General features: G+C 67.1%; 28 protein-coding genes. 16 read left to right on the top strand and 12 right to left on the bottom strand.

The window, feature by feature from the left end:
• Positions 1-22: 22 nt before the first annotated feature.
• A complete protein-coding gene (locus EEB15_RS22610; protein WP_141512203.1) occupies positions 23-475 on the top strand; it encodes a VOC family protein in 453 nt (150 codons plus the stop codon).
• A gap of 38 nt (positions 476-513) precedes the next feature.
• Here EEB15_RS22610 and EEB15_RS22615 read toward each other — a convergent pair whose 3' ends face one another.
• The 3 genes from EEB15_RS22615 to EEB15_RS22625 form a co-directional block, all read right to left on the bottom strand.
• Positions 514-1371 (bottom strand): ParA family protein, encoded by an 858-nt coding sequence (locus tag EEB15_RS22615; RefSeq protein ID WP_141512204.1) that lies wholly within the window; start codon positions 1369-1371, stop codon positions 514-516.
• Positions 1372-1478: 107 nt separating this feature from the next.
• The gene (locus EEB15_RS22620; protein WP_141512205.1) at positions 1479-2450 is read right to left on the bottom strand and encodes a GlxA family transcriptional regulator; all 972 of its coding nucleotides are present in this window, start codon (positions 2448-2450) and stop codon (positions 1479-1481) included.
• Between the two features lie 7 nt (positions 2451-2457).
• Positions 2458-3024, bottom strand: coding sequence for an isochorismatase family protein (locus tag EEB15_RS22625; RefSeq protein WP_141512206.1), 567 nt, complete (start codon positions 3022-3024; stop codon positions 2458-2460).
• Between the two features lie 204 nt (positions 3025-3228).
• Between EEB15_RS22625 and EEB15_RS22630 the strand changes: the two genes are divergently transcribed.
• From EEB15_RS22630 to atpE, 7 genes are all read left to right on the top strand, one after another.
• A complete protein-coding gene (locus EEB15_RS22630; RefSeq protein WP_141512207.1) occupies positions 3229-4353 on the top strand; it encodes an AIR synthase-related protein in 1125 nt (374 codons plus the stop codon).
• 14 nt (positions 4354-4367) lie between these two features.
• The gene (locus tag EEB15_RS22635; protein ID WP_141512208.1) at positions 4368-5438 is read left to right on the top strand and encodes an AI-2E family transporter; all 1071 of its coding nucleotides are present in this window, start codon (positions 4368-4370) and stop codon (positions 5436-5438) included.
• 12 nt (positions 5439-5450) lie between these two features.
• Positions 5451-6125: a DnaA regulatory inactivator Hda gene (gene hda, locus EEB15_RS22640; protein WP_141512209.1), complete on the top strand. Its 675-nt coding sequence runs from the start codon at positions 5451-5453 to the stop codon at positions 6123-6125.
• Between the two features lie 71 nt (positions 6126-6196).
• Positions 6197-6880 (top strand): HAD family phosphatase, encoded by a 684-nt coding sequence (locus EEB15_RS22645; RefSeq protein ID WP_141512210.1) that lies wholly within the window; start codon positions 6197-6199, stop codon positions 6878-6880.
• Entirely contained in the window at positions 6877-8493 is a 1617-nt protein-coding gene (pcnB, locus tag EEB15_RS22650; protein WP_141512211.1) for a polynucleotide adenylyltransferase PcnB, read from the top strand. Before EEB15_RS22645 ends, pcnB begins: the two co-directional genes overlap by 4 nt.
• Before the next feature lie 21 nt (positions 8494-8514).
• On the top strand, positions 8515-8985 hold the full coding sequence (gene folK, locus EEB15_RS22655; RefSeq protein WP_141512212.1) for a 2-amino-4-hydroxy-6-hydroxymethyldihydropteridine diphosphokinase: 471 nt from the start codon (positions 8515-8517) through the stop codon (positions 8983-8985).
• A 111-nt stretch (positions 8986-9096) separates the two neighbouring features.
• Complete coding sequence (atpE, locus tag EEB15_RS22660) at positions 9097-9339, top strand: F0F1 ATP synthase subunit C (RefSeq protein WP_141512213.1); 243 nt, start codon at positions 9097-9099, stop codon at positions 9337-9339.
• A gap of 4 nt (positions 9340-9343) precedes the next feature.
• On the opposite strand, the gene EEB15_RS22665 is transcribed toward atpE, so the two are convergent.
• From EEB15_RS22665 to EEB15_RS22680, 4 genes are all read right to left on the bottom strand, one after another.
• Positions 9344-9820 (bottom strand): tyrosine-protein phosphatase, encoded by a 477-nt coding sequence (locus tag EEB15_RS22665; RefSeq protein WP_141512214.1) that lies wholly within the window; start codon positions 9818-9820, stop codon positions 9344-9346.
• A gap of 33 nt (positions 9821-9853) precedes the next feature.
• Positions 9854-11125: a cytochrome c gene (locus tag EEB15_RS22670; protein WP_141512215.1), complete on the bottom strand. Its 1272-nt coding sequence runs from the start codon at positions 11123-11125 to the stop codon at positions 9854-9856.
• On the bottom strand, positions 11122-11841 hold the full coding sequence (locus tag EEB15_RS22675; protein WP_370283821.1) for a cytochrome c: 720 nt from the start codon (positions 11839-11841) through the stop codon (positions 11122-11124). Before EEB15_RS22675 ends, EEB15_RS22670 begins: the two co-directional genes overlap by 4 nt.
• Positions 11842-11923: 82 nt before the next feature.
• Positions 11924-12202, bottom strand: coding sequence for a 2Fe-2S iron-sulfur cluster-binding protein (locus EEB15_RS22680; RefSeq protein WP_141512216.1), 279 nt, complete (start codon positions 12200-12202; stop codon positions 11924-11926).
• Positions 12203-12242: 40 nt separating this feature from the next.
• Between EEB15_RS22680 and EEB15_RS22685 the strand changes: the two genes are divergently transcribed.
• Genes EEB15_RS22685 through EEB15_RS22695 form a run of 3 tightly spaced genes read left to right on the top strand, consistent with a single transcriptional unit; the run spans position 12243 to position 14836 of the window.
• Positions 12243-12761, top strand: coding sequence for a GNAT family N-acetyltransferase (locus EEB15_RS22685; protein ID WP_141512217.1), 519 nt, complete (start codon positions 12243-12245; stop codon positions 12759-12761).
• Between the two features lie 12 nt (positions 12762-12773).
• Positions 12774-13688 (top strand): DUF808 domain-containing protein, encoded by a 915-nt coding sequence (locus EEB15_RS22690; RefSeq protein ID WP_141512218.1) that lies wholly within the window; start codon positions 12774-12776, stop codon positions 13686-13688.
• Positions 13685-14836: a class I SAM-dependent methyltransferase gene (locus EEB15_RS22695; protein ID WP_141512219.1), complete on the top strand. Its 1152-nt coding sequence runs from the start codon at positions 13685-13687 to the stop codon at positions 14834-14836. The genes EEB15_RS22690 and EEB15_RS22695 overlap by 4 nt, the downstream gene beginning before the upstream one ends.
• A gap of 202 nt (positions 14837-15038) precedes the next feature.
• On the opposite strand, the gene EEB15_RS22700 is transcribed toward EEB15_RS22695, so the two are convergent.
• Positions 15039-15266: a hypothetical protein gene (locus tag EEB15_RS22700; RefSeq protein WP_141512220.1), complete on the bottom strand. Its 228-nt coding sequence runs from the start codon at positions 15264-15266 to the stop codon at positions 15039-15041.
• Positions 15267-15297: 31 nt separating this feature from the next.
• Here EEB15_RS22700 and EEB15_RS22705 point away from each other — a divergent pair, with 31 nt between their 5' ends.
• Positions 15298-16059: a hypothetical protein gene (locus EEB15_RS22705; RefSeq protein ID WP_141512221.1), complete on the top strand. Its 762-nt coding sequence runs from the start codon at positions 15298-15300 to the stop codon at positions 16057-16059.
• A gap of 152 nt (positions 16060-16211) precedes the next feature.
• The gene (locus EEB15_RS22710) at positions 16212-16853 is read left to right on the top strand and encodes a L,D-transpeptidase (protein ID WP_141512222.1); all 642 of its coding nucleotides are present in this window, start codon (positions 16212-16214) and stop codon (positions 16851-16853) included.
• Positions 16854-17157: 304 nt separating this feature from the next.
• On the opposite strand, the gene EEB15_RS22715 is transcribed toward EEB15_RS22710, so the two are convergent.
• Positions 17158-18048, bottom strand: a complete 891-nt coding sequence (locus EEB15_RS22715; protein ID WP_141512223.1) for an NUDIX domain-containing protein — start codon at positions 18046-18048, stop codon at positions 17158-17160.
• A 235-nt stretch (positions 18049-18283) separates the two neighbouring features.
• On the opposite strand from EEB15_RS22715, the gene EEB15_RS34005 reads away from it, so the two are divergent.
• Positions 18284-18664: a hypothetical protein gene (locus tag EEB15_RS34005; protein WP_199236598.1), complete on the top strand. Its 381-nt coding sequence runs from the start codon at positions 18284-18286 to the stop codon at positions 18662-18664.
• A gap of 32 nt (positions 18665-18696) precedes the next feature.
• Here the strand turns inward: EEB15_RS34005 and EEB15_RS22725 are convergent, their stop codons facing one another.
• Both EEB15_RS22725 and EEB15_RS22730 read right to left on the bottom strand, forming a co-directional pair.
• Positions 18697-19680 carry a PA2778 family cysteine peptidase gene (locus tag EEB15_RS22725; RefSeq protein WP_141512224.1) on the bottom strand — a complete coding sequence of 328 codons (984 nt, stop codon included), beginning with the start codon at positions 19678-19680 and terminating at the stop codon, positions 18697-18699.
• Positions 19681-19699: 19 nt separating this feature from the next.
• On the bottom strand, positions 19700-20062 hold the full coding sequence (locus EEB15_RS22730; protein ID WP_141512225.1) for a PA2779 family protein: 363 nt from the start codon (positions 20060-20062) through the stop codon (positions 19700-19702).
• Positions 20063-20311: 249 nt separating this feature from the next.
• Between EEB15_RS22730 and EEB15_RS22735 the strand changes: the two genes are divergently transcribed.
• A complete protein-coding gene (locus EEB15_RS22735) occupies positions 20312-20539 on the top strand; it encodes a hypothetical protein (protein ID WP_141512226.1) in 228 nt (75 codons plus the stop codon).
• Positions 20540-20560: 21 nt separating this feature from the next.
• Here EEB15_RS22735 and EEB15_RS22740 read toward each other — a convergent pair whose 3' ends face one another.
• Entirely contained in the window at positions 20561-20932 is a 372-nt protein-coding gene (locus tag EEB15_RS22740) for an HPF/RaiA family ribosome-associated protein (RefSeq protein WP_141512227.1), read from the bottom strand.
• A 154-nt stretch (positions 20933-21086) separates the two neighbouring features.
• On the opposite strand from EEB15_RS22740, the gene EEB15_RS22745 reads away from it, so the two are divergent.
• The gene (locus EEB15_RS22745; protein WP_141512228.1) at positions 21087-21758 is read left to right on the top strand and encodes an alpha/beta hydrolase; all 672 of its coding nucleotides are present in this window, start codon (positions 21087-21089) and stop codon (positions 21756-21758) included.
• Positions 21759-22085: the final 327 nt, after the last annotated feature.

Here is a 22085-nt window from a genome sequence, read left to right on the forward strand (position 1 = left end):
CACTTTTCAAGGACGCGGCAACATGGCGGAAGTCACGGGCATCGACCATATCTACATCACGGTCAGCGACATGGCGCGGTCCGAGGCGTTCTACGACAAGGTGCTGGCGCAGGCCCTGGGCTTTCGCAAGAACCGGTTCGAGATCGGCGGTGACCCGCATGTGCAGTACTACAACCGGCTCTTCGGCTATGTCATCCGGCCCGCGCGGTCGGCCGCGGCGCACGACCCGTACTCGGCGGGTCTGCACCACTTCTGCTTTCGTGTGGACAGCATCGCGGACGTGGAGTCGGTGGCGCAGCAACTCCGAGACGCCGGCATCGACGCGACGCCGGCCGGCTTGCATCCGGGCTACGCGCCGGACTACTGGGCGACGTTCTTTACCGACCCGGACGGCGTGCGGCTGGAAGTAACCAACTACCGGCAGGAGCGGCGCGACCGGCACGACCGGTGGGAGGAACTCGGCCGCACCGGGTGATGGCCCCCGGGCTGATGTCTCAGCGTGCAATGATCAAATCAGCGCTTCAGGAACTGCGGAATCTGTGCCTTTTCCGCTGTTGCAACGGGCAAGGTCCGTACCGGCGCGCTGTGCGACACGGCGGCTGCTCGCGAGCCCGACGCCGACATCAGCCTTGAACCATGGACCAGCGCTTCCTGCGCCGGCATCAGGCTCCCGGGCCGCGAAGGGCCCACGCGCGTACCCTGCGCCGCGGAGGGTGACGGATCGTTCGCGGCCACCGGCGGCAGCAGCACCGGCCGCATCCACTCGATGATCGGTGCCCATTGCGCCAGGTCGGCCGCTGCCTGGCTGGGCGGCAGGTCGAACATGGTCAGGCCTCGTTCGAGGCTGCGCACGTACAGCTGGGTTTCGCGCAGAGGGCCGAGGAAAGGAACGCCCAGCCCCCGGGACCATTCGGCCAGCGACTGCGCTGCGCTGGTGCGGCCGTCGATTCGCATGCCCACGACGGCCAGCCGGCAGCGGCCCGATGCCACGCGGGGCAGGGCCATCAGCTCGGCGTGGCAGGCGGCGGCCGATTCGCGATCGAACATCGACGGGCACACGGGCATGATGATCGCGTCGGCGAACATCACGACGCGGGCCAACTCGAATCCGTGGATGCCGCCGGGGGTGTCCAGCACCACATGCGTGATGCCTGTCGGCACGCGCAGCATGTTCTTCTGGTCCATCGCCCAGGGGGCGATTTGCGGCAGTGCCGGGTCGCGGCGCTTGAGCCAGCCGCGGCTGGATTGCTGGCGGTCCACATCTCCCAGCATGACCGAATGGCCCTGGCGTGCGCACCACGCCGCCACGTGGGCGGCGAAGGTGCTCTTGCCGCTGCCGCCTTTGCGGTTGACGACTGCGATCACGGGCATGAAAACTCTTTCCGGGATGCGGGAGGGGGATACAGTTTGGAACAAAACTGCTCGGCCGTCCAGAGGCGAATCCCCAAGCGCCTTTCGCGCTAGTTGTTTTGTAGCAGTTATGCGTCGGAGGGGCGGCCTGCCATGCCGAAGCGGTGCCAGGCGCGCCGCAACTGGGTGTCGGAGCTGAAGCCCGCCAGTTCCGCTGCTTGGGCCACGCTGCGGCCCGACTCCAGCGCCGCCTGTGCCACGGCGAGGCGGATGCGGCGCAGGTAGTGGAGCGGGGCGGTGCCGGCGTGCTCGATGAAGAGGCGCGTCAGGTGCCGTGGCGAAGTGTGGCCGACCTCCGCCATGCGCGGGACGGTCCACTCCGCGTGCGGCTGTGCGCTCACCGCGTCCTGTACGCGGTGCAGCGCCGGGTGCATGTGATTGCGATAGGCGAGGAAAGGAGACAACTCCGGGTCCTGCGGGCCGCGGCGCAGCGCGACCACCATGGTTTGCGCTACTTGCGAAGCCAGCGCCGCACCGCACTCCTGTGAGACCAGGTGCAGCGCGAGGTCGATTCCTGTGGTGATGCCGGCACTCGAAGCGACGGCGTCGTCGATCACGAAAACGCGATTGGCGACCACCTCGCATCCGGCAGCCACGCTGCGAAGTTCATCCAGGTGCTGGTGATGCGTGGTAGCGCGCCGCCCCTTGAGCAGGCCCGCATGCGCGGCGATCAACGCGCCGGCGCACACGGTCACGAGGCGCAGGCCGTCCTGCCCGGGCGTGAACCCCCGCAGCCAGTCGATGGTCTGCGGTGCGCCCGCCTGCTTGGCGTCGAACATGCGGCCCGGCATGCCCACCAACACGACCCAGCTGGGCGAGGGCAGGCGGGGCGGAAGCGGCTCGACCCCCGCCACGTGCAGCCCCACCGAAGTCTGCGGCGCCGCGTGGGGGCCGACGAAGTTCAGCTCGAAGCGCGGAGGGCGCTCCTGGGCGGCCAGGAGCTGGTTGGCGATGCGGAACGCCTCGGCCGGGCCGGCCCAGTCCAGGATCAGGCTGCCCGGAAGCAGCACGAAGAACAGGTGGATGGGCGACCCGCTCACGGCACGGTCAGGCGGGGGTGGCCAGGCGGTCGATCGCCTGCGGCACGGTGCAGATGCGCGCGAACCGGTCCTTCAGCACGGCCGCGGTGCGCGCCTTGATGTCGGCGGCGGGCAGCGGCGAACCATCCTCGTGCTGCATGTCGAACGTGAGCGTGGCATCGGTGACGTAGTCGACCTGGAATCCCAGGTCCGACGCGTGGCGCGTGGTCGTCTCGCAGCACTGTTCGGTGCGGATGCCGGTGACGACGAGGCGGCCGATGCCGTTTTGCGTCAGCCACACGTCCAGGCCGGTGCCCACGAGCGCGCTGTGGCGCGACTTGTAGAAGGTGGCGGCGGCTTCCGAGGGCGCCAGGCCCTCCAGCGGACGGACGTGTCCCGATTCGATCGCGAAAGCGTTCTGGGCGGTCTTGGGCCCGTCGACGTGGAAGATGCGGACGATGGGCACGCCTTGCTTCTGCGCGGCGTCGATCAGCGCGTTTTGCGCGGCCAGGTAGGCCGGCACGTCACGCTCGGTGAAGTAGGGGCGCTGGCGAAACGATTCCTGGATGTCGATCAGAACGAGACACGATTTCATGGGGGCTCCTGGGTTGGTATGAGCCTGATTGTTCCGGTAACGGGCAGTGCCGGCCACTCACTGGCGGACCGGCTTCGATCATTTTAGGACATCATGTTCGGCGCAGTGCCAACGCAACCGCGGGAAGTGCGGCAAGCAGGGAGGGCGCGCCCCTGATGCAGGCGGGGAGGCGGAAGGTGCCGGCATAGCGGCGATAATTTCGGCATGAACCCGAAACCAGCGACTCAGCCCGGCACGCTCAGCTACGAGCAGGCGGGCGTCAACTACGACCTGATCGACCCCTTGAAGGTCGCCGCGCAACGTGCCGCTGCCGCCACCGGCTCCCATCTTTCAGCGCATGGTTTCAGCGAGGTGAAGGCCTCGCGTGGCGAGTCGGCCTATGTGGTCGACGTCGGGCCTTTCTACATTGCATCCATCGTCGAATGCCTGGGCTCCAAGGCGCTGGTTGCCGACGAGATGCACAAGCTCACCGGCAAGAGCTACTACGACAGCATTGCCCAGGACACCATCGCCATGGCGATCAACGACCTCATCACCGTCGGCGCCACGCCGCTTGTGGTGCAGGCCTACTGGGCCGCGGGCGGCTCCGACTGGTTCGGCGACGCGCAGCGTTCGCAGGCGCTCGTGGCGGGCTGGAAGCGCGCCTGCGACGTCTGCGGTGTGGCCTGGGGCGGCGGTGAAACACCGGCGTTGGCCGGCATCGTCGAGGAGGGCCGCATCGACCTGGCCGCCTCGTGCACGGGCCTCGTCAACCCGAAGGAGCGCTTGTCGCTGGGCGATCAGCTCGCACCCGGCGACGCGATCGTGCTGCTGGCCTCCAGCGGCATCCACGCTAACGGCCTCAGCCTCGCGCGCAAGCTGGTGGAACGCCTGCCGCAGGGCTACCTCACGCCGCTGCCCGATGGAACCAGCTACGGCGAGGCGCTGCTCGCGCCCACCGTGCTGTACTCGCCGGTGACCGAGGCATTGTTCAAGGCCGGCATCCAGCCGCGCTACTGCGCCAACATCACCGGCCACGGCTGGCGCAAGCTGCTGCGGCATCCGGCGCAGTTCACGTACCGCATCCACTCGGTGCCGCCCGTCACGCCGGTGCTGAAGTTCATCCAGCAGCACGCGAAGCAGGACGATCGCGAGGCGTACAGCACGTTGAACATGGGCGCCGGTTTCGCGATCTTCGTGAAGGCGGAAGACGCGCAGCGCACTGTGGATGTCGCGCAGGCGGCCGGCGTGTCCGCGATCGTCGCGGGCAGCATCGAAGCCGGTCCCAAGCAACTGCTGATCGAGCCGCTGGGCATCCGCTTCGGCGACGACGACCTGCAGCTGCGCTGACCGGTTCGCGCTCGATGGAATTCACTCCCGCCCAGAAACGCGCCGCGGCCTGGCTGCTGATCGCGTTGCTGGCCGTGCTGGCGCTGCGGTCGCTGGGCCCGGTGCTCACGCCCTTTGTCGTGGCCGCCGTGCTGGCCTACGCGCTGACACCGCTGGTGGACCGGCTCGACGAGCTGGGCCGCGGCCGCATGCCGCGCTTCATCGCCGTGGTGATCGTCGAGCTGCTGCTGATCCTGGCACTGGTCTGCCTGGTGCTGCTGATCGTGCCCGTCATCGCGAAAGAGGTGCCGCTGATGCGCGAGCAGATGCCGCTGGTCTTCGACAAGCTCAACTCCGCGCTCGCGCCCTGGCTGGCCCAGATGGGCTTCAAGGTCTCGCTCGACCTGGACAGCCTCAAGGTGCTCGCGCTCAAGTACCTCAATGCCAACTACGCCGACGCGCTCGAATCGCTGCTGCCTTCGCTCAAGCTGGGTGGCAGCGTCGCGCTGACGGTGGTCGGCTATGCCGTGCTGATCCCGGTGGCTTTGTTCTACCTGCTGCTGGACTGGAAGCAACTGGTCGTCAAGGTGCTGGAACTGGTGCCGCCGCGCGCCCGGCCCGGCGTCGATTCGTTCACCGGTGAAGCCGACCAGGTGCTCGGCCAGTACCTGCGCGGGCAACTGCTGGTGATGCTGACCATGGCGATCTTCTACAGCACCGGCCTGGCGCTGTTCGGGCTGGACCTGGCCGTGCCGATCGGCTTCTTCACCGGCCTGGCCATGTTCGTACCTTATATCGGATTTGGCATCGGCCTCATCCTGGCGATCCTCGCGGGCTTGCTTCAATTCGCATCGATCAAGGCGCTGGTCATGGTTGCGGCGGTGTATGGCACCGGCCAGGTGATCGAGGGCTTCTATCTCACGCCGCGGCTCGTGGGTGAACGTATCGGCCTGCATCCGCTGGCCGTGATCTTCGCGCTGCTGGCTTTCGGTCAACTCTTCGGCTTCGTCGGCGTGCTGGTGGCATTGCCCGCCAGCGCGGTGCTGCTGGTGGCGGTCCGGCGGCTGCGCGCAGGCTACATGGGCAGCAAGCTGTACCACAGCTGATATCCGATAGCCATGAAGCAGATCGCCCTCGACATCGGCCTGGCGCGTGGGCCTACGCTGGCGAGCTTTTGCGCCGGCCCGAACGAAGCGGCGTTGAAGCATCTGCAGCTGTGGGCCGGGAGCCCCACGCGCTCCCCTGTGCCGACCTATCTCTGGGGCGCGGGTGCCAGCGGCAAGACCCACCTGCTCAAGGCCGTGGCGGAATCGCTGCGCGAGCAGGGCGCCTCGGCCGGATGGCTGGACGCCACGATCCACGAGCCGCCGGAATTCAACGAGCACTGGGCCGTCGTGCTGCTGGACGACGTGCACCTTTACACCGCCGTGCAGCAGCACGCGGCCTTCAACTGGTTCGTCAATGCGCAGACGCTGCAGCGCGGCGTGCTGGCCGCCGGTGCCCTGCCGCCAGCAGACCTGAAGCTGCGCGAAGACCTGCGCACTCGCCTGGCGTGGGGTCATGTGTACCAGCTCCACGTGCTCAGTGAGCCGGAACGCCGCGCCGTGCTGCGCCAAGCCGCCGACGCCCGCGGTGTGTTCTTGAGCGACGAGGTGATGGACTTCATGCTGACGCGCTTTTCGCGCGACCTGGGCAGCCTCATGCAACTGCTGGAGCAGCTCGATGGCTATGCGCTGCAGACCAAGCGCGCCATCACCATCCCGCTCATCAAGGCGATGCTGGAGAGCGAGTGACCTGCTCGGTCCGCGCGAGCAGGGTGGGCGGGGCCGGCGAGCAAACCAGACAAAACTAGAATCGGGAGCTTATGGGCCCCAAAACCAGAATCGCGCTTTTCGACCTCGACCACACCCTCCTGCCCATTGACTCCGACTATTCCTGGGGTGTTTTCACCCAGGACATCGGCTGGACCGACCCGATCGCGTTCAAAGAGCGCAACGACGAGTTCTTCGAACATTACAAGGCGGGCACGCTCGATATCCACGATTACGTCCGCTTCGCGACGGAAGCCGTGCGCCTGCATGGGCCGGTCGAAGCAGCGGCGGCCCACGAGCGATTCATGCGCGCGGTCATCGGGCCCGCACTGCGCCCTGAGGCCCAGGCGCTGGTGCGGCGGCACCGCGACGCTGGCGAGCCAGTCGTCATCGTCACCGCCACCAACGAATTCGTCACCCGGCCGATCGCCGGCGCCTTCGGCGTGGAAGAGCTGATCGCGGTGGAACTGGAACGCGGGCCTGACGGCTGGATCACCGGTGAAATAGCCGGCGTTCCGTCCGCCCGGGAAGGCAAGGTCGAGCGTGTGGCCCAATGGCTGGCGGCGCGTGGCCTGGGCTGGGATGGGGTGGAATGCACTTTCTACTCCGATTCCGTCAACGACCTGGCCCTGCTGGAAAAGGTCAACCACCCGGTGGCGACCAACCCGGACGAGCGGCTGCGCGCCATCGCCACCGAGCGCGGCTGGCGCATACTGGATCTATTCAAAGACACATGATCAAGAAATTCATCGACAAGCTGTTCGGCACCGCCGCCAGCGGCAAGGGCGGCAAGCCCAATTTCGGCAAGCGGCAGGAAGTCGGGCCCCAGGAACACGGCATCGATCCGGCGCTGGTGGACGAGCGCGCCTTGAACGTGGTGCACACGCTCAAGGAGGCGGGCTACGAGGCGTACATCGTCGGTGGTGCGGTGCGCGACCTGCTGGTCGGCCTGCGTCCCAAGGATTTCGACGTGGCCACCAGCGCCACGCCCGAGCAGGTCAAGGGCCTGTTCCGGCGCGCCTTCATCATCGGCCGGCGCTTTCGCATCGTGCATGTGGTGTACGGCCGTGGGCGCGAACACGAGGTGATCGAAGTTTCCACCTTCCGGGCCTACATGGACAACGCCGCCGCCGAACAGGTGGCCGGCAACGAAAAAACCAGCAAGAGCGAATTGGCCGGCATGAAGCACGCCGTCGATTCGACCGGCCGCGTCCTGCGCGACAACGTCTGGGGCCCGCAGGAAGAAGACGCGACCCGCCGCGACTTCACCATCAACGCGATGTACTACGACCCCGAGACGCAGACGGTGGTGGACTACCACGGCGGCATCAAGGACGCGAAGAAGCGCACGATCCGCATGATCGGCGACCCGCTCACGCGCTACCGCGAAGACCCGGTGCGCATCATCCGCGCGGTTCGCTTCACCGCCAAGCTCAACCCGCTGGGTTTCAAGCTCGACGCGAAGACAGCAGCTCCGCTGGTCCAGTGCCAGGCGCTGTTGGCGGACGTGCCGCAGAGCCGCCTGTTCGACGAGATGCTCAAGCTGTTGCAGACCGGGCATTCGCTGGCGACCATCGAGCAGCTCAAGGTGCTGGGCATGGCGCGCGGCATTTACCCGCTGCTCGACCTGGTCGTCGAGCGCGCCGAACAGCCCTTCGTCAACGCCGCGCTGCAGGATACGGACCGGCGCGTCGGCGAGGGCAAGCCCGTGGCGCCGAGCTTCCTGCTGGCGTGTGTGCTGTGGGCCGACGTGCGCGATGGCTGGGCCCAGCGCCTTGCGAGCAAACAGCATCCTTTCCCGGCGCTGCAGGACGCGATCGACGACGTATTCAACGCGCGTATCGGCGATGTCTCGGGCCGCGGCAAGCTCGCCGCCGATATGCGCGAGATCTGGATGATGCAGCCGCGTTTCGACAAGCGGACCGGCAGCACGCCGTTCGGCCTGGTGGAGCAGCCGCGCTTTCGCGCCGCCTTCGACTTCATGCGCCTGCGCGCCGACATCGGCGAAGTGGACGTGGTGTTGGCCGATTGGTGGCAGGAGTTCAGCCAGGCCAGCGATGCCGTGCGCGAGGACCTGGTGGCGCAACTGCGCGACGAGCAGCACAAGGGCCAACGCAGGGTGCGTTCGCCGAAGCCGGCCGACAGGCCCGCCGATATATCGCTCGACAGCGGCGCATCACGCCAACAGCCTGCGCAACCGCGGGGCGAGCACGAGGGGGCTGAAAGCGACGGCGCCGAAGGCGAGGGCGGTGGCTCCGACGCTCCGCGCAAACGCCGCCGCCGCCGCCGCAAGCCCACGGGCGATGGTGGTGCCCGCCCCGCGGCCGAATCGGCCGGCCCGCAGGACTAGGCGCGCCCAGGCGCGTACGTGATGCGCGATCCCGTCGTTGCCTACGTTGCGCTGGGCGCCAACCTCGGTGGCGCGGTGGTGGCCGTGCTCGACGCGATCGAATCCATCGGCACGTTGCCGGACACTGAGATCACAGGGCGATCATCGCTCTACCGCACCGCACCGGTCGATTCGTCCGGCCCCGACTACATCAATGCGGTCGTCGAAGTTTCGACGCGCCTTTGCGCGCCAGAACTGCTTTCACGGTTGCAAGCTATCGAGGCCGCTGCGGGCCGTGAGCGCCCGTACCGCAACGCGCCGCGAACACTCGATCTCGATATCCTGCTTTTCGGCAGTGCGCGCATCGACAGCGCCAGGCTTGAAGTGCCGCATCCTCGGATGTACGAGCGGGCGTTCGTGCTGATTCCTCTGGCCGAGATCGCTCCGCATCAGGTGCAGGCAGACCAATTGGCAGCGGTTGCGAAGCAGGGGATCTCACGCATTCCGTCGTGAGCGCCATCCGTTTCCAGACGTCCGGCCTTACCTCCGAGGTAATTGCCTGTATGACGCCGTGCTCGCATCATTGAACCCAAGCAAGGTTCATCAACGAAACGGAGGTTTGACATGAGCGACACTGGCCTGATTGCAATTGCGTGCGGCTTGATCATCGGTTTGGGCGCCATCGGCGCGTGCCTGGGCATCGGCACGATGGGCGGGCGGTTCATCGACGGGGCGGTGCGGCAGCCCGAGATGATGGAGCCGCTGCAGACCAAGATGTTTCTTCTGGCCGGGCTGATCGACGCCAACTTCCTGATCGGCGTGGGCGTGGCGATGATGTTCGTGTTCGCCAATCCCTTCGCAAAGTGAACTTCTAAAACCAGTCCACCAGCCCCGACTGCTTCGCGTTTTCGGGGTTGGAGCCGGCGTCGCGGACGCGCTGCAGCGCCTCCTCCGTCTTCAGGCCCAGCGCCTTGAGGACGCACGCGGCGGTGCTGCCGGTGCGGCCGATGCCGGCCGCGCAATGCAGCATCGCGGCTTCGCCACGCCGCAGCGCATCGGCGATCTCGCGGACATCGTGGCGAAAGCCGGCGGTGTCCTGCGGAACGCCGAAATTTCGCACCGGCAGGTTCATCCAGCGGAAAGGCAACGTCCCCCCGACGATGGCCGCGTGGTAGGCGGGCGAAAGTTCGGCGACTTCGCTTCGCGGCGTGAGGCACACCACCAGGGTCAAACTGCTGCGCCGCGCCGTCAGCTCGAAGTCGCTCCACGACTCGAAGCGGCCCGGCATCGAGCTGAGCCAGAGTGACCCAGGAACTTGAGGTGGCAGGGCGACAGCGCGAAGCGGCATGGATCCGATTGTGCCCAGCCCGGCATGGGCTGCCTACGGGCGGGTACTGCCGCGTTGCTGGTTCACCGCGAATTCGCTGACCGGCGCTGCCGCGTTTCCCCAGGCGCCGCGGATATGGCTGATCACGGCCGCCACGTCGGCATCGGTCAACACCGTGGCATAGGGCGGCATGCCGTAGGGCCGCGGGTTGCCGGCGGTGGCGGGCGGGAAACCGCCGCCGAGCACGACCTGCACCAGGTTGGCGGCAGCCGGCAGCGTCACCGCACGATTGCCGGCGAGCGGGGGATACGCGCCGGGCACGCCCTGGCCCTTCTCGCCGTGGCACTGCACGCAATGCTGCTCATACAGCTTCGCGCCGCGGCCGGCCTGTGGGCGGTTCGCGGCGGCTTCCGGTACCGCCGAGGCCGACCCGCTCTGCGGCAGGCCCTTGAGGTACGCGGCCATCGCTTCCAGGTCCTTCGGCGCGAGATGCTGCGTGCTCTGCAGCACCACCTCGGCCATGGGCCCCAGCACCGTGCCGCGTGGCGCAACGCCCGTCTGCAGCAGGCGAACGATCTGAGCCGGTTCCCAGTCGGCCACGCCCGCTTCACTGGGAAACGTCAGCGATGGTGCATACCAGTTCTGCATCGGGATGAGTCCGCCCGACAGGTCCATCATGTCGCTGTTTGCGCCCCATGCATTGCGGGCCGTGTGGCAAGCGCTGCAATGGCCGAGACCTCGCACCAGGTAGGCGCCCCGGTTCCACTCGGCCGACCGTGCACGATCTTCTTCGTGCTGGCCGGGACTGAAATACATCGCTCGCCAGACGGCCAGCGCGCCCTGCGTGCTGTAGGGCCAGCGCAGGCGATTCGGCGTGTTGGCACGGTCCACGGCCGGCAGGCTGCGCAGGTAGTCGAACATCGCGTCCGCGTCGGCCCGCGTGACGAGCGTGTAGTTGGGATACGGAAACGCCGGGTACAGCAGGCGGCCGTCGCGTGAGCGGCCGTTGTGCAGGGCGCGCCAGAAGTGACCAGGCGACCAATCGCCCAGGCCGCTCTTGTGGGGCGTGAGGTTGCCCGCGTACACGGTGCCGAACGGGGTGTCGATGGCGCGGCCGCCGGCGAAGGGCGCGCCGCCGCGCTCTGTGTGGCACGTCATGCAGTTGCCGGCCCGCACCAGGTAGGCGCCGCGCGCGACGCTGTCGGCGGCGGGCGGCGTCGCGAGCGGCGCATCGTCGATGCCGCCCTCACCGCGGAAGTTGAGGAACATCACCAGAGCGATGGCGGCCACGGCGACGGCCAGCAAGCCCAACCCCACGCGCTTCATGGCTGCGGCCTTCCAGCGGGCAGCGACGCGCTGCCGCAAGAGATCGCGGGCGGACGGGGCAGCGATGCCACCGCATGGGCCTGTGCGGGCACAGGCTGCGCGGCGAGCCAGGCAGTCACGGCGGTGAGGTCTTCCGGCGTGAGCTGCTGCGCGATTTTTGCCATGCAGTCCGGTGCGTGCGCGCGGCGCTGCCCGGTTCTCCAGGCGCCGAGCTGCGCATTGAGGTAGTCGCGCGGCAGGCCGAGCAGGCCCGGCGTGTTCGGCCGCACGCCTGTCAACGACTCGCCGTGGCATTGAACGCAAGCGGGTATTCCTTTGGCCGCGTCGCCCTGCTGCGCCAGGACGTGGCCTCGCTGCAATACGGCGGCGGGCATGTTCGCGGGCTGCGGAGGCGGGTAGGGCAGGTCGAGCGAGGCGAAATGCCGTGCGATCTCCAGCAGGTACGCATCCGACAGCGGATCCAGCAACCGCGTCATGAGGCCGTAGTGCCGGCGCCCATCGCGAAAGTTGAGCAGTTGGTTGTAGAGATAACCCTCGGGCTTGCCGGCGATGCGCGGGTAGAACCCATCCGGCCCGGCGCGGCCTTCCTTGCCATGGCAGCCCACACAGGCCAATGTGCGTTGCGCCATGCTGTCTTCGAATGGCGGCGCGGCCTGCACGCTCGCCGTGGCCGCCGCCAACGCCGCGAACACCAGGCCCATCCAGGAATTCATCATCGTGATGCGACTATGCCACCGCACCGGGGTTGCGCGCCGGTCCTACAGCCGCGAGCTCGGCCTCCGCCTAGATGCGCGTCATTCAGGAGCCGGTGCGGCTGAGCACCACGTCCGAGAGCGGATACGCGACGCATGGAAGGATCCAGCCTTCCGCCTTCTCCTCCGCCAACAGTCCCGGCCACGCGATGCGGTAGTGGATTTGGCCTTCCAGCAGCCGGCAAATGCAGGTACGGCATGTGCCGTTGCGGCACGAACTCGGCAGCGGCACACCGGCCATTTCTGCCGCAGGCAGCAAGGGCTCGCCGTCCGCCACGGCGAATGTGACGCCGCCGGGCTCGAAGCGCGCCGTGAAGTCGGTCATCGGCGCATCATAATCAGCGCCTTCATTCCCCAATCGATCTATGTCCAGCTACCAGGTCCGCCCGGCAGTGGAGAGCGACGCCGAACAGGTCGCCGCCGTCCACGCCAATTCCTCCCACGCCGCCTACGAGGGCGTCGTTCCCGAAGCCCCCCAAGCCCTGCCCATGGGCAAGCGACGCTCGTTCTGGCGCGACGCCATCGAATACGGCGAGCCGCTGGTGCAGGTCGCGCTCGACGACGGCGGCAAGGTGGTCGGCTTCGTCGGCTTCGACCGCTCGCGCGACCCGAAATCCAAGAACACCACCGGCGAGATCTGGGCGATCTACGTCGAGCGCGAACACTGGGACCGCGGCGCCGGCTTGGCCCTGTGGGACGCCGCTCGTGAAGGCCTTCTCGAGGAAGGCTGTACCGAGGTGACGCTGTGGATCCCGCTGTGCAACGATCGCGCGCTGCGGTTCTTCGAGCTGGCCGGATTCAAGCGCGAGCTCAACACCGCCAAGACGGCCCTCATCAGCGGCGTGAAGCTGGAGGAAATCCGGCTCAAGCGCGCGCTCGGTTAACGAAAGGACCCCATGGCATCCAGCCTGCTCGCCCTCCTGGACGACATCGCCACCATCCTGGACGACGTGTCCATCCTGGCCAAGGTGGCGGCCAAGAAAACCGCCGGCGTGCTGGGCGACGATCTCGCGCTCAACGCCCAGCAGGTGAGTGGCGTCGTGGCCGACCGCGAACTGCCGGTGGTCTGGGCGGTCGCCAAAGGATCCTTCGTCAACAAGGCGATCCTGGTACCGGCGGCGCTGGCGATCAGCGCGTTTGCGCCTTGGGCGGTCACGCCGCTGCTGATGATCGGTGGCGCGTTCCTCTGCTTCGAGGGCTGCGAGAAGCTGGCGCACAAGCTGCTGCACAGCCGCGCGGAAGATGAAGCGCACGAAAAGGAGCTGATGGATGCGCTGACCAATCCCGCGGTGGACCTGCGCCAGGTCGAGAAAGACAAGATCAAGGGCGCGGTGCGCACCGACTTCATCCTGTCGGCCGAGATCATTGCCATCACGCTCGGCACGGTGGCCAACAGCGCGCTCGCGGTGCAGGTCGGAGTGCTGGTGGGCATCGCCTTGCTGATGACGGTTGGCGTCTACGGCCTGGTTGCCGGCATCGTGAAAATCGACGACCTCGGGCTGCACCTGAGCCGCAAGACCGGCGCGGGGGCGCAGCGGGCGGGCAAGGCGATTCTGCGCGCGGCACCGTGGCTGATGAAATTCCTCTCGGTCGCCGGTACGGCGGCGATGTTCCTCGTCGGCGGCAGCATCCTCGTGCACGGTGTCCCGCCGCTGCACCACGCGATCGAGCACTGGGCCGAATCGATGGGCGCGGTGAAAGGCGTGGTCTCGATGCTGGCGGACGGCGTGATCGGCGTCATCGCCGGGGCCGTCGTGCTCGGCGTGGTCACAATGGCGCAACGCACGTTCGGCCGCAAGGCACACGCGTGAACGCGCCGCGGCTGGAATGGAACGAAGGCGGCCGGCCGCGCAGCGCGCGCTGGCGATCGGAAGCCGGCGTTGCGCCGCCCAAGCGCGTCCAGGCGGTGGACGACAGGCTGACGGCTGACGCGGCGTATCGCCTCGCGAGCGAAGGCACGGGCCTTGTCTGGTGCAGCGATTTCAACAACGCGCGACAGTTGCTGCAGGCGCTCTCGCGGCGGGCTGAGCGCAAACCGCGCAAGCCGGCCCCGCCGCCCGCATCGCCCACCGAAGCATTTCACCTGCATCGGCAGGCGCAGGGCCAACGGTCGCGCGTGCTGGGCAAGCTGCTGGTGGAACTGGAGGGCGATTACGGCATCGACTTGCCGCGCGCGCCGGATCTGCGCCAGGCCTGCACCGAAGCCTGGGGCCCGCCAGACGGCGAATCCTCAGTGGTATCACTGCGCGAACTGCTTGGCCTCGTGGGCGCGCACGAGTGGCGAAAGAAGGGCGTGGAGATTCCGGCCCTGGGTTCGCCGCCTGGCAACCGCATCCATCCGCATTACGGCGTGTTCTCTCCCGTGCGCGGCGAATACCTGGATCTGGTCGCGAATGCACCGCTGCCGGCCGACGACCTGGCTTTCGACATCGGAACGGGCACCGGCGTGCTCGCCGCCGTGCTGGCGCGCCGGGGCGTGCGCCGCATCGTAGCCACCGACCAGGACCCGCGTGCGCTCGCCTGCGCGCGCGACAACCTGGCGCGGCTCGGTCTGGTGAGGCAGGTCGGCGTCGTGCAAGCCGATTTGTTCCCACCCGGGAGCGCGCCCCTCATCGTTTGCAACCCGCCCTGGTTGCCGGCACGGCCCAGCGCGCCGTTGGAGCACGCCATCTACGATGAAGACAGCCGCATGCTGCGCGGCTTTCTTGCGGGGCTTGCCGCGCACCTGGCGCCGCAAGGCGAGGGGTGGCTGATCCTGTCGGACCTGGCCGAACACCTGGGCCTGCGGGCACCCGGCGAGCTGCAGGCATTGTTCGACGCGTCCGGCCTGGTGGTCGTAGGCCGCGAGACCGCACGTCCGCTCCATCCAAAAGCGGCCGACCCGGGCGATCCATTGCATGCCGCGCGCGTGAAGGAAGTCACTTCGCTCTGGCGCCTGGGCCTGCCGCAAGCAAAATAGTAGGCAAGTGCAAGCCTTTGCGCTCGGCCGCTCCTGAAGAGCCAGCCGGACGCAAATGGTGACAGCAGCTCTCCTACAAGCGCTACCGTCATCTCCTCACTTCCGCAGGTCAACCGGCCGTCCTAAGGTGTGAACCAGCTGGCACTCGTCAGCGTTTTTCTTCCCACACGACAAGTGCCTTCCGGCACGACACCTAGGAGTTTCACATGAACGCAACCAGAAAAACCTTGACCATCCTCGCGGCCGCAGCAGCCCTGGCCGGCGGCGTATCGATCGCCCAGACCTCGGCCACCACCAGCTCTGACACCACGGCCGCGGGCGCAGCGTCCACCACGCCATCGACCAGCGCCGACACGAGTTCCTCGACCCCGTCGAACAGCGGCAGCACCAGCAGCAGCACCGACGCGTCCACGATGGGCAACACCAGCACGCCGCAACCCCAAGCCGACCGCAACTAAGCCGTGAAGACCGCGCCCGCACCCGGCACCGCGAAGTCGGAATTTCTGGATTCGATCCAGAAAGGCCTGCTTCTCGGCGTCGCCGTGCTGGCGTTGGTGCTGCCCCCGACGGGCATGAACATGCGCAAGCCGGTATCGAACCCGGCTTCGCGCGCGATGACCGCCGACGCACCGCACAAGCGCGCCGACTTCGGCTCCGTCGTTCCGACCGAGGACGTGCGGCAGCTCGCCAACTGGGCGATGTACGTGGGCGACAACCAGAACAAATCTTTCGTGATCCTGGACAAGAAAGACGCCAGGGTCTATGTATTCGATCGCGGTGGCCGGCTCAAAGCCGAGTCGCCAGCGCTCCTGGGCTACGCCGTCGGCGACGACAACGCCCCCGGCATCGGCAGCAAGCCGATTGCCGACGTGCTGCCTGAAGAGCGCACCACCCCGGCCGGCCGCTTCGTTGCCGAGATCGGGATGAACGCGCGCAACGAGGATGTGGTCTGGGTCGACTACGACGCCGCTGTGTCCATGCACCGGGTCTTGACGACCAACCCGCAAGAGCGGCGCCTGGAACGACTGGCCACAGCGACCTCGGAAGACAACCGCGTCTCTTACGGCTGCATCAACCTGCCTGTCGCATTCTTCGAGCAGGTCCTCGCGCCCACCGTGCGCCAGGAGGGTGCCATCATCTACGTGCTGCCTGAGACTCGCTCGCCGCAGCAGGTGTTCGCCTCGTTCGACGTCGAGCGGCAACCGAAGGTTGCAAAGCGATAGCGCGCCATCACCTGAATCCTTCTGCGTGAAAAAAGACCGGAAACGCCCGCAAACGGGCTGTTACCGTTACACACCCTTGCCCCCGTAACGCGACCCGATAGCATCCCCGTCGAGTTGGGCTATTGCCCAGCCATGAATAACAGGGGACTCGGATGGGGTTGTTGGGCAAGGCGGTGGCTACGGCGGGAATGTGGGCGGCCCTGGGCTTGGCTTCTGCGTTCGCGCAGCAAGCCGCCGGGAAGCCCGATTTCGGCGCGCAGCACGCGTCGGACGATGCGCGTTATGTCGCGGAGTGGGCGATGGAGTCGGTCGATCACGGCGGCATGCCCTTCGTCGTCGTCGACAAAAAAGAAGCGCGTGTCTACGTGTTCGACGGCGGCGGCCGCCTGTCGGGCGCGTCTGCCGCATTGCTGGGCCAGGCGATGGGCGACCTGTCCGCACCGGCAGTCGGCGAGCACACGCAAGCGGGTGAGGTGCCTTTCCATGAGCGCACCACCCCGGCCGGCCGGTTCGTTTCGCAGCCGGGGCGCAACCTGACGGGCGAGCATGTGGTGTGGGTGGACTACGCCGCTGCCTTTGCGATTCACCGGGTTCGCGCTGGGGTCAGCCTGCGCGCGCGCGAAGCCCGCCTGGCATCCCCCACGCCCGAAGACAACCGGGCCTCCCTGGGCTGCGTGGTGGTCCCTGCGGCCTTCTACGACGATGTGGTCGAACCGATGCTTGGCCGCAGGCGGGCCGTGGTCTACGTGCTGCCCGAAACGCGGCCCGTCCGTGAGCTGTTCGGCGATGTCTGACACGGGCTCGTGACACGCACCGACGCGGCGTCGTGCAGGCACCGCTATGCTTGATTTCACGGCGTCAGGCAACGGGCCGGCGCTGCGGAAAGAAGGAAGCAGAAGCGGAAGCTGTCACACATGAAAAAACCGGGCGACGCCCGGTTTTTTCATGTGTGACAGCAAGACACAAGCAGCCGGGTTCGCTGGACAATGTTCTTGCGTTTCTCACCGAAGTGCGAAAGCCTGAGACCTGCCGTTAAGGCGCGAACCCGGCCGGCCGAAGCCAGTGTGGCGGAGCCCGCGACGTCCGGGAAGAAAGCCTTCAGCTCGACTGGATGTAGGCGAACAGCGACTCGACGCCGCCGGCCGGCTCGAAGCGCCGGTTGCGATAGTGCAGCCGGGTGGGGCCGGGCAGGGCGCGCTCGCGCACCGAATGCCGCTCGTCACCGGGATAGCAGATCACGCGCACGCCCTCATGCTCGAAGGGCTCCGGCAGGATGACCGGGGGCGGGCGTTGCCGGGCCTCGGCCAGTGCCGTATCCGCGGACACGTGGCCGGCCAGGTGCGACAGGCTCATGATCTGCGGCGGCGCCAGTTCGATCAGTCCGTCCCAGTACTGTTGCAGCGCCGCGCGCGGCGTGAGCCACACACTCTCGGTGGCTTCATGGTTGTCATGGGTCGCGACCTGCCCCGGTGGCACCACCGCGAGGAAAAAGCGCGTGTCGAATCGCTTGCGCATCACGCCGCCCACGCTGGGCGTGATCCAGCGCGACCAGGGCTGGAGGGCACTGGCCGCCAGCTGCAGGCGCGATAGCGAAATCACCTCGTCGAAGGCGCGGCCTTCGCGCAAAAGGGATGTGGCTTGCGCCGCGTGCTGTGCGCCTGCGCCGTTCGCGTAGAGCACGCCGGTCTCTTCGAACGCTTCGCGCAGTGCCGCGACGTACAGGGCCGCCGCGGCAGGGTGGTCCAGATTCGGCTCGTGCAACGCTGCGTGCAGGGCCGGCGCCGGCGTGTCGAGGTGCGCGAGCAGGTCTGCATGCGCATCGGCCAGGTCCACCTTGCCCCCGGGAAAGACGTAAGCGCCGCCCAGCACATCCGACAGCCCGTGGCGCTTGAGCAGGAAGACCTCCAGCCCGCTGGCGCCGTCCCGAAGCATTACGACGGATGCGGCTGCGCGCACCGGGCTGTCTGTGGCTTGTGTGTTGACTTCCATCGGTCAAGGCTAGCAGAGCCGCCGCGGCCGCGCCATCCCGCGCGAGACATCGGGGGCACGCACAAGCCGCTGGCGCTGCTGCTGTGTCGGCGCGATACGGCAGAGGTCACAGGCTCTGTCCGACAAGCTTTGAGGCGCAGGCCCGACGCCGCCGAGCAGTGGGGCAGCTAGTCTTATACACAGCTGGCGCAGATTGCTGGCGGTCAAACCAAGTCCAACTTCAAGGAGTGTTCACATGAGTGCATTGACAAGATGCGCAGGCCTGCTAGCCGGCCTTTCCACCGTTGCCGTCATCGGCGTGGCTGTTGCCCAGAGTGAGCCGCCCAATCCCTATATCAGCAACCACCCGATCGCGGCGGGGCAGCAAAGCACGCACATGACGCCGATGGGCGAGACCGGCGTGTTGGCCCACCCGGGCGAAATGCGTACCGCCACCATCACCAAGCAGCCTGAAGTCGCTGTCGTGGCGCCGGCCCCCGAGCCTGTTGCCGCCGCACCGGTAGCACCGGCGCCTGAACCCGTCGCCGTTGCGCCGGAACCTGCACCCACCACGACGATGGGCGCGGCACCGGCCGAACCCGAGCCCATGAAGGTTGCCAAGGCTGACCGCGGCTGAACAGCGCGATGCATCATGTGCAGGACCGGCGGCTAACGGCTGCCGGTCTTGCGTTGGGCAATGCGCTGAAGAATCAGTTGGCGGGTGTTCTTGACCTCGCCGGCAAACGGGCTCGCGGGGTCTGCCGCTTTGTCGATTTGCGCCAGCGCTTCGGCATGGCGGCCCTGGTCCGAGAGTGTCTGAGCCAGGTTGTTCATCACGATGATGGATTTCGGGTGCCGCAAGAGCGCCTTGCGCAGCACATTGCCGGCCTCGGCCAGCGCACCTTTCGTGTGGTACTGGTTGGCCAGGCCAATGGCCGCGGGCAGGTTGTCCGGCCAACGCGTGAGTGCAGCTTCATAAGCCTTCGCCGCGCTGTCGCCGTCGCCTGAACGCACCATCGCGAGCACGGCCGCCATCCAGCCTTCCTCGGTCGCCGTGACGGGGATTCGGTCGGGCGGCGTCACGACCATGGCCCAGTAGCCGCTTTTCATCCACTCGCGCTCGAATGCGGTGAAGGGCATCTCTTGCCGCGCCTTGGTTCCCGAACGCAGGAACAGGGTGCCGGACGGGTAGTCGAAGCCCGCAAGCACTGCATAGTGCCACTGCGTGAACATGGGACCGATGTCCTGGAGCACCACGACGGGGTTGCCCGCGGCGACTTCGCGCAGCATGTCCGCATAGCGCGGCGCGAGCGCGTACGACACGCGCCCATAACGCCGCGGCGTCGACAGCATTTCGAGCTGGAGGCTGCCCTTGCGGGCGGGCAGGTAGACCTGGTTCACCAGTGCGTCGGGCGTCACCGGCGCGCCGCTGTAGGAAAGAATGGTTGCCAGCGCGGCGGGGCCGCACTGGTAGTCCGTCTGGGGGAAGAACGGAACGTCCTTCAACTCGACGTGCTGCGGCACGCCTTCAGGCCAACCCGTGCGCAGGCCGATGGTCTGCGGCACGAGCTGTGCACAGCCCATCAGGCCCGCGATGAGCCAGCAACACAAAAAGCCCGCCGCAAGGCGGGCTGTCCGGACGGCGCCCGTCATGCGGCTGACGATGAGCCGCTTATTTGCGGAATGCGAAGTACCAGACCAGGCCCGCGATCAGGATCACGGCGATCCAGCCACCGCTGGACATTGCGCCGGCCGGTGCCGTGTGAATGTCTTGCGCCAGGGCTTGCACTTCCTGGTCGGTCATCGCCGCGACGCGTGCACGGGCGGCGGCCGGGTCGATGCCCTGGGCTTGCAGCTGCGCCGCGGTATCGGCGCGGGCGAGCACGCTCATCACCATGCCGCGATCAGTCTGGGCAGCCCCTGCGGCGGCCGCCTGGTCCGCGCCGATCATGCCCGCGTTGGCAGTCTGGAAAGACAGGGCCAACAGCGATACGGCCAGTACGCGGCAAGTCATCTTCTTCATCGTGGATGTCATCTTCAGGCTCCTTGGTTTGTTGAACGGCGCCTGCGGCAACACCCATCATGGCGCTCAATGAATATACGCGGGTGCAGGGCGCTTGTGTGCTCAGCCGTGAGCGGCTACCAACAGTGACAGAACGCTACATTCGCACTTGACGCTGCGAACACGCCCAGCCCGTGCGCGCCGACTCGGCGCAGCGCCGTGTTCCTACACGCGCACAGCGGGCGGCGGCTCCAAATGGTGGCTTGTGAATGGAGAAAGATCATGACCACCCCATGGCTGGCGCTGGCCGGCGCTGCACTTCTGCTCGCAGGCTGTGCCAGCGTGGACGGCAGCGCCACACCCGAGGATGAGCAGGCAGATGCCGGGCCTGTCAGCGAAGGCGAGGCGATCGCGGCGCAACTCGGCTACCGCGTACCTCGCGGCGCTGCGCAACGCGCCATGGGGTCAGGTGCAGGGGCTTCAACGCTGAAGCCTGCCGCGGCGCCGTAGCGCGCCCTTATTCGACGCGCCTTATTCGACGATATCGACGATGCTCGGGTCCCTGCGGATCGTTTCGCGGTCCCGGTGCTCGTGGCGGTCGAGCTTGCCCAGCGTGTGGTCGAGCATGCGCACCAGCTTCTGTGCCGCGCCCCGGAATGCCAGATCCTGGTTCTCCGCGTGGTGATTCACGGCGAGGGGCTCATGCCCGTTCAGGCGGGCCTCCATCATGCAGCGCTTGTCGGCGGCCCCGCCCTTGGCATTGTTTTCGTCGCTGAGCTGCACTTCGACCCGGGTGATCTCCTGGCTGAACCGGGCCAGTTGCTGGTTCAGGAATTCGTTGGCCCAACGCTCCAGCGTCTCCGTGTTCTCGAAACCGTTCCCGGTATTGACTTGTACTTGCATGGCTGGGGTTTCCTTTCTTGCTTCCAGTGTGGGGACGCTCTCGACATTGCCGTGTAGGAATGGGTGGAAGACGCTGTCGGACTTCCCGTCCCAGCAGCGGCGGCGACATGAGGCATGAAGACAGTATGCTCGCTCTTCTGTGGAGAAAACGTACATGGCTGAGCTTGAATTCATCGAATCCGAAACCGGGCCCAATCCCGGTGCCACCATCATCGTGTTGCACGGCCTGGGCGCCGATGGCAACGACTTCGTGCCCATCGCGCAGGAGCTGGATCTTTCCGCGGTGGGGCCGGTCCGTTTCGTCTTTCCCCACGCGCCGGTGATTCCGGTCACCATTAACAACGGCTATCGCATGCGCGCCTGGTATGACATCGTGGGCGCGGACCTGGTCAAGCGGGAAGACGAAGCGGGCCTGCGCCATTCGCTGGCGCAAATCGAGGAGTTGCTCGCGCGCGAAAAAGAGCGTGGAATTCCCGCCAACCGCATCGTCATCGCGGGTTTTTCGCAGGGCTGCGCGATGGCGCTGATGACGGGGGTGCGCCACAAGCAGCGGCTCGCCGGCATCGTGGGCATGTCGGGCTACCTGCCGCTGGCGGCGACGACGATCGCCGAACGCAGCGATGCCAATGCGCTCACGCCGATCTTCCTCGCGCACGGCCAGCACGACAACGTCGTCGTGCATGAGCGCGGCCTCGCATCACGCGACGCCCTGCGTGGATTGGGCTACCAGGTGGAATGGCACGAGTACCCCATGGCGCACTCGGTCTGCATGGAGGAGATCGCGGATCTCAATGCCTGGTTGGTGAAGATTCTCGCGAAGGTCTGAACTCGGCTGTCATTGCGGGCTTGACCCACTGCTGCCCGAAGTCTGATCTCATCGAAGCGCTGCACAGCGACTGTGTGCGGGGCCATGGACGCCGGGTGGCCGATGCAGCGAATGTCCCCCGTCGGCCTGCGGCCTCCCTCCTCCTTTATTTCGCCGCATCAGCCACCCGGCATCCATGGGGGACCCAGTTGGCGCGCAACGGCCGAATACCAACAACGTCTCCCGGATCGGGGTGGTGGGGCGCTCTGCGCAGCGAAATAAAGGAGGAGGGAGCGGCTTGCCGCGACGGGGGACATTCGCAGCGCAGAGTGCCCCGCCGCCCCGATC

Source organism: Ramlibacter sp. WS9 (assembly GCF_003797765.1).
Classification (GTDB): Bacteria; Pseudomonadota; Gammaproteobacteria; order Burkholderiales; family Burkholderiaceae_C; genus Ramlibacter.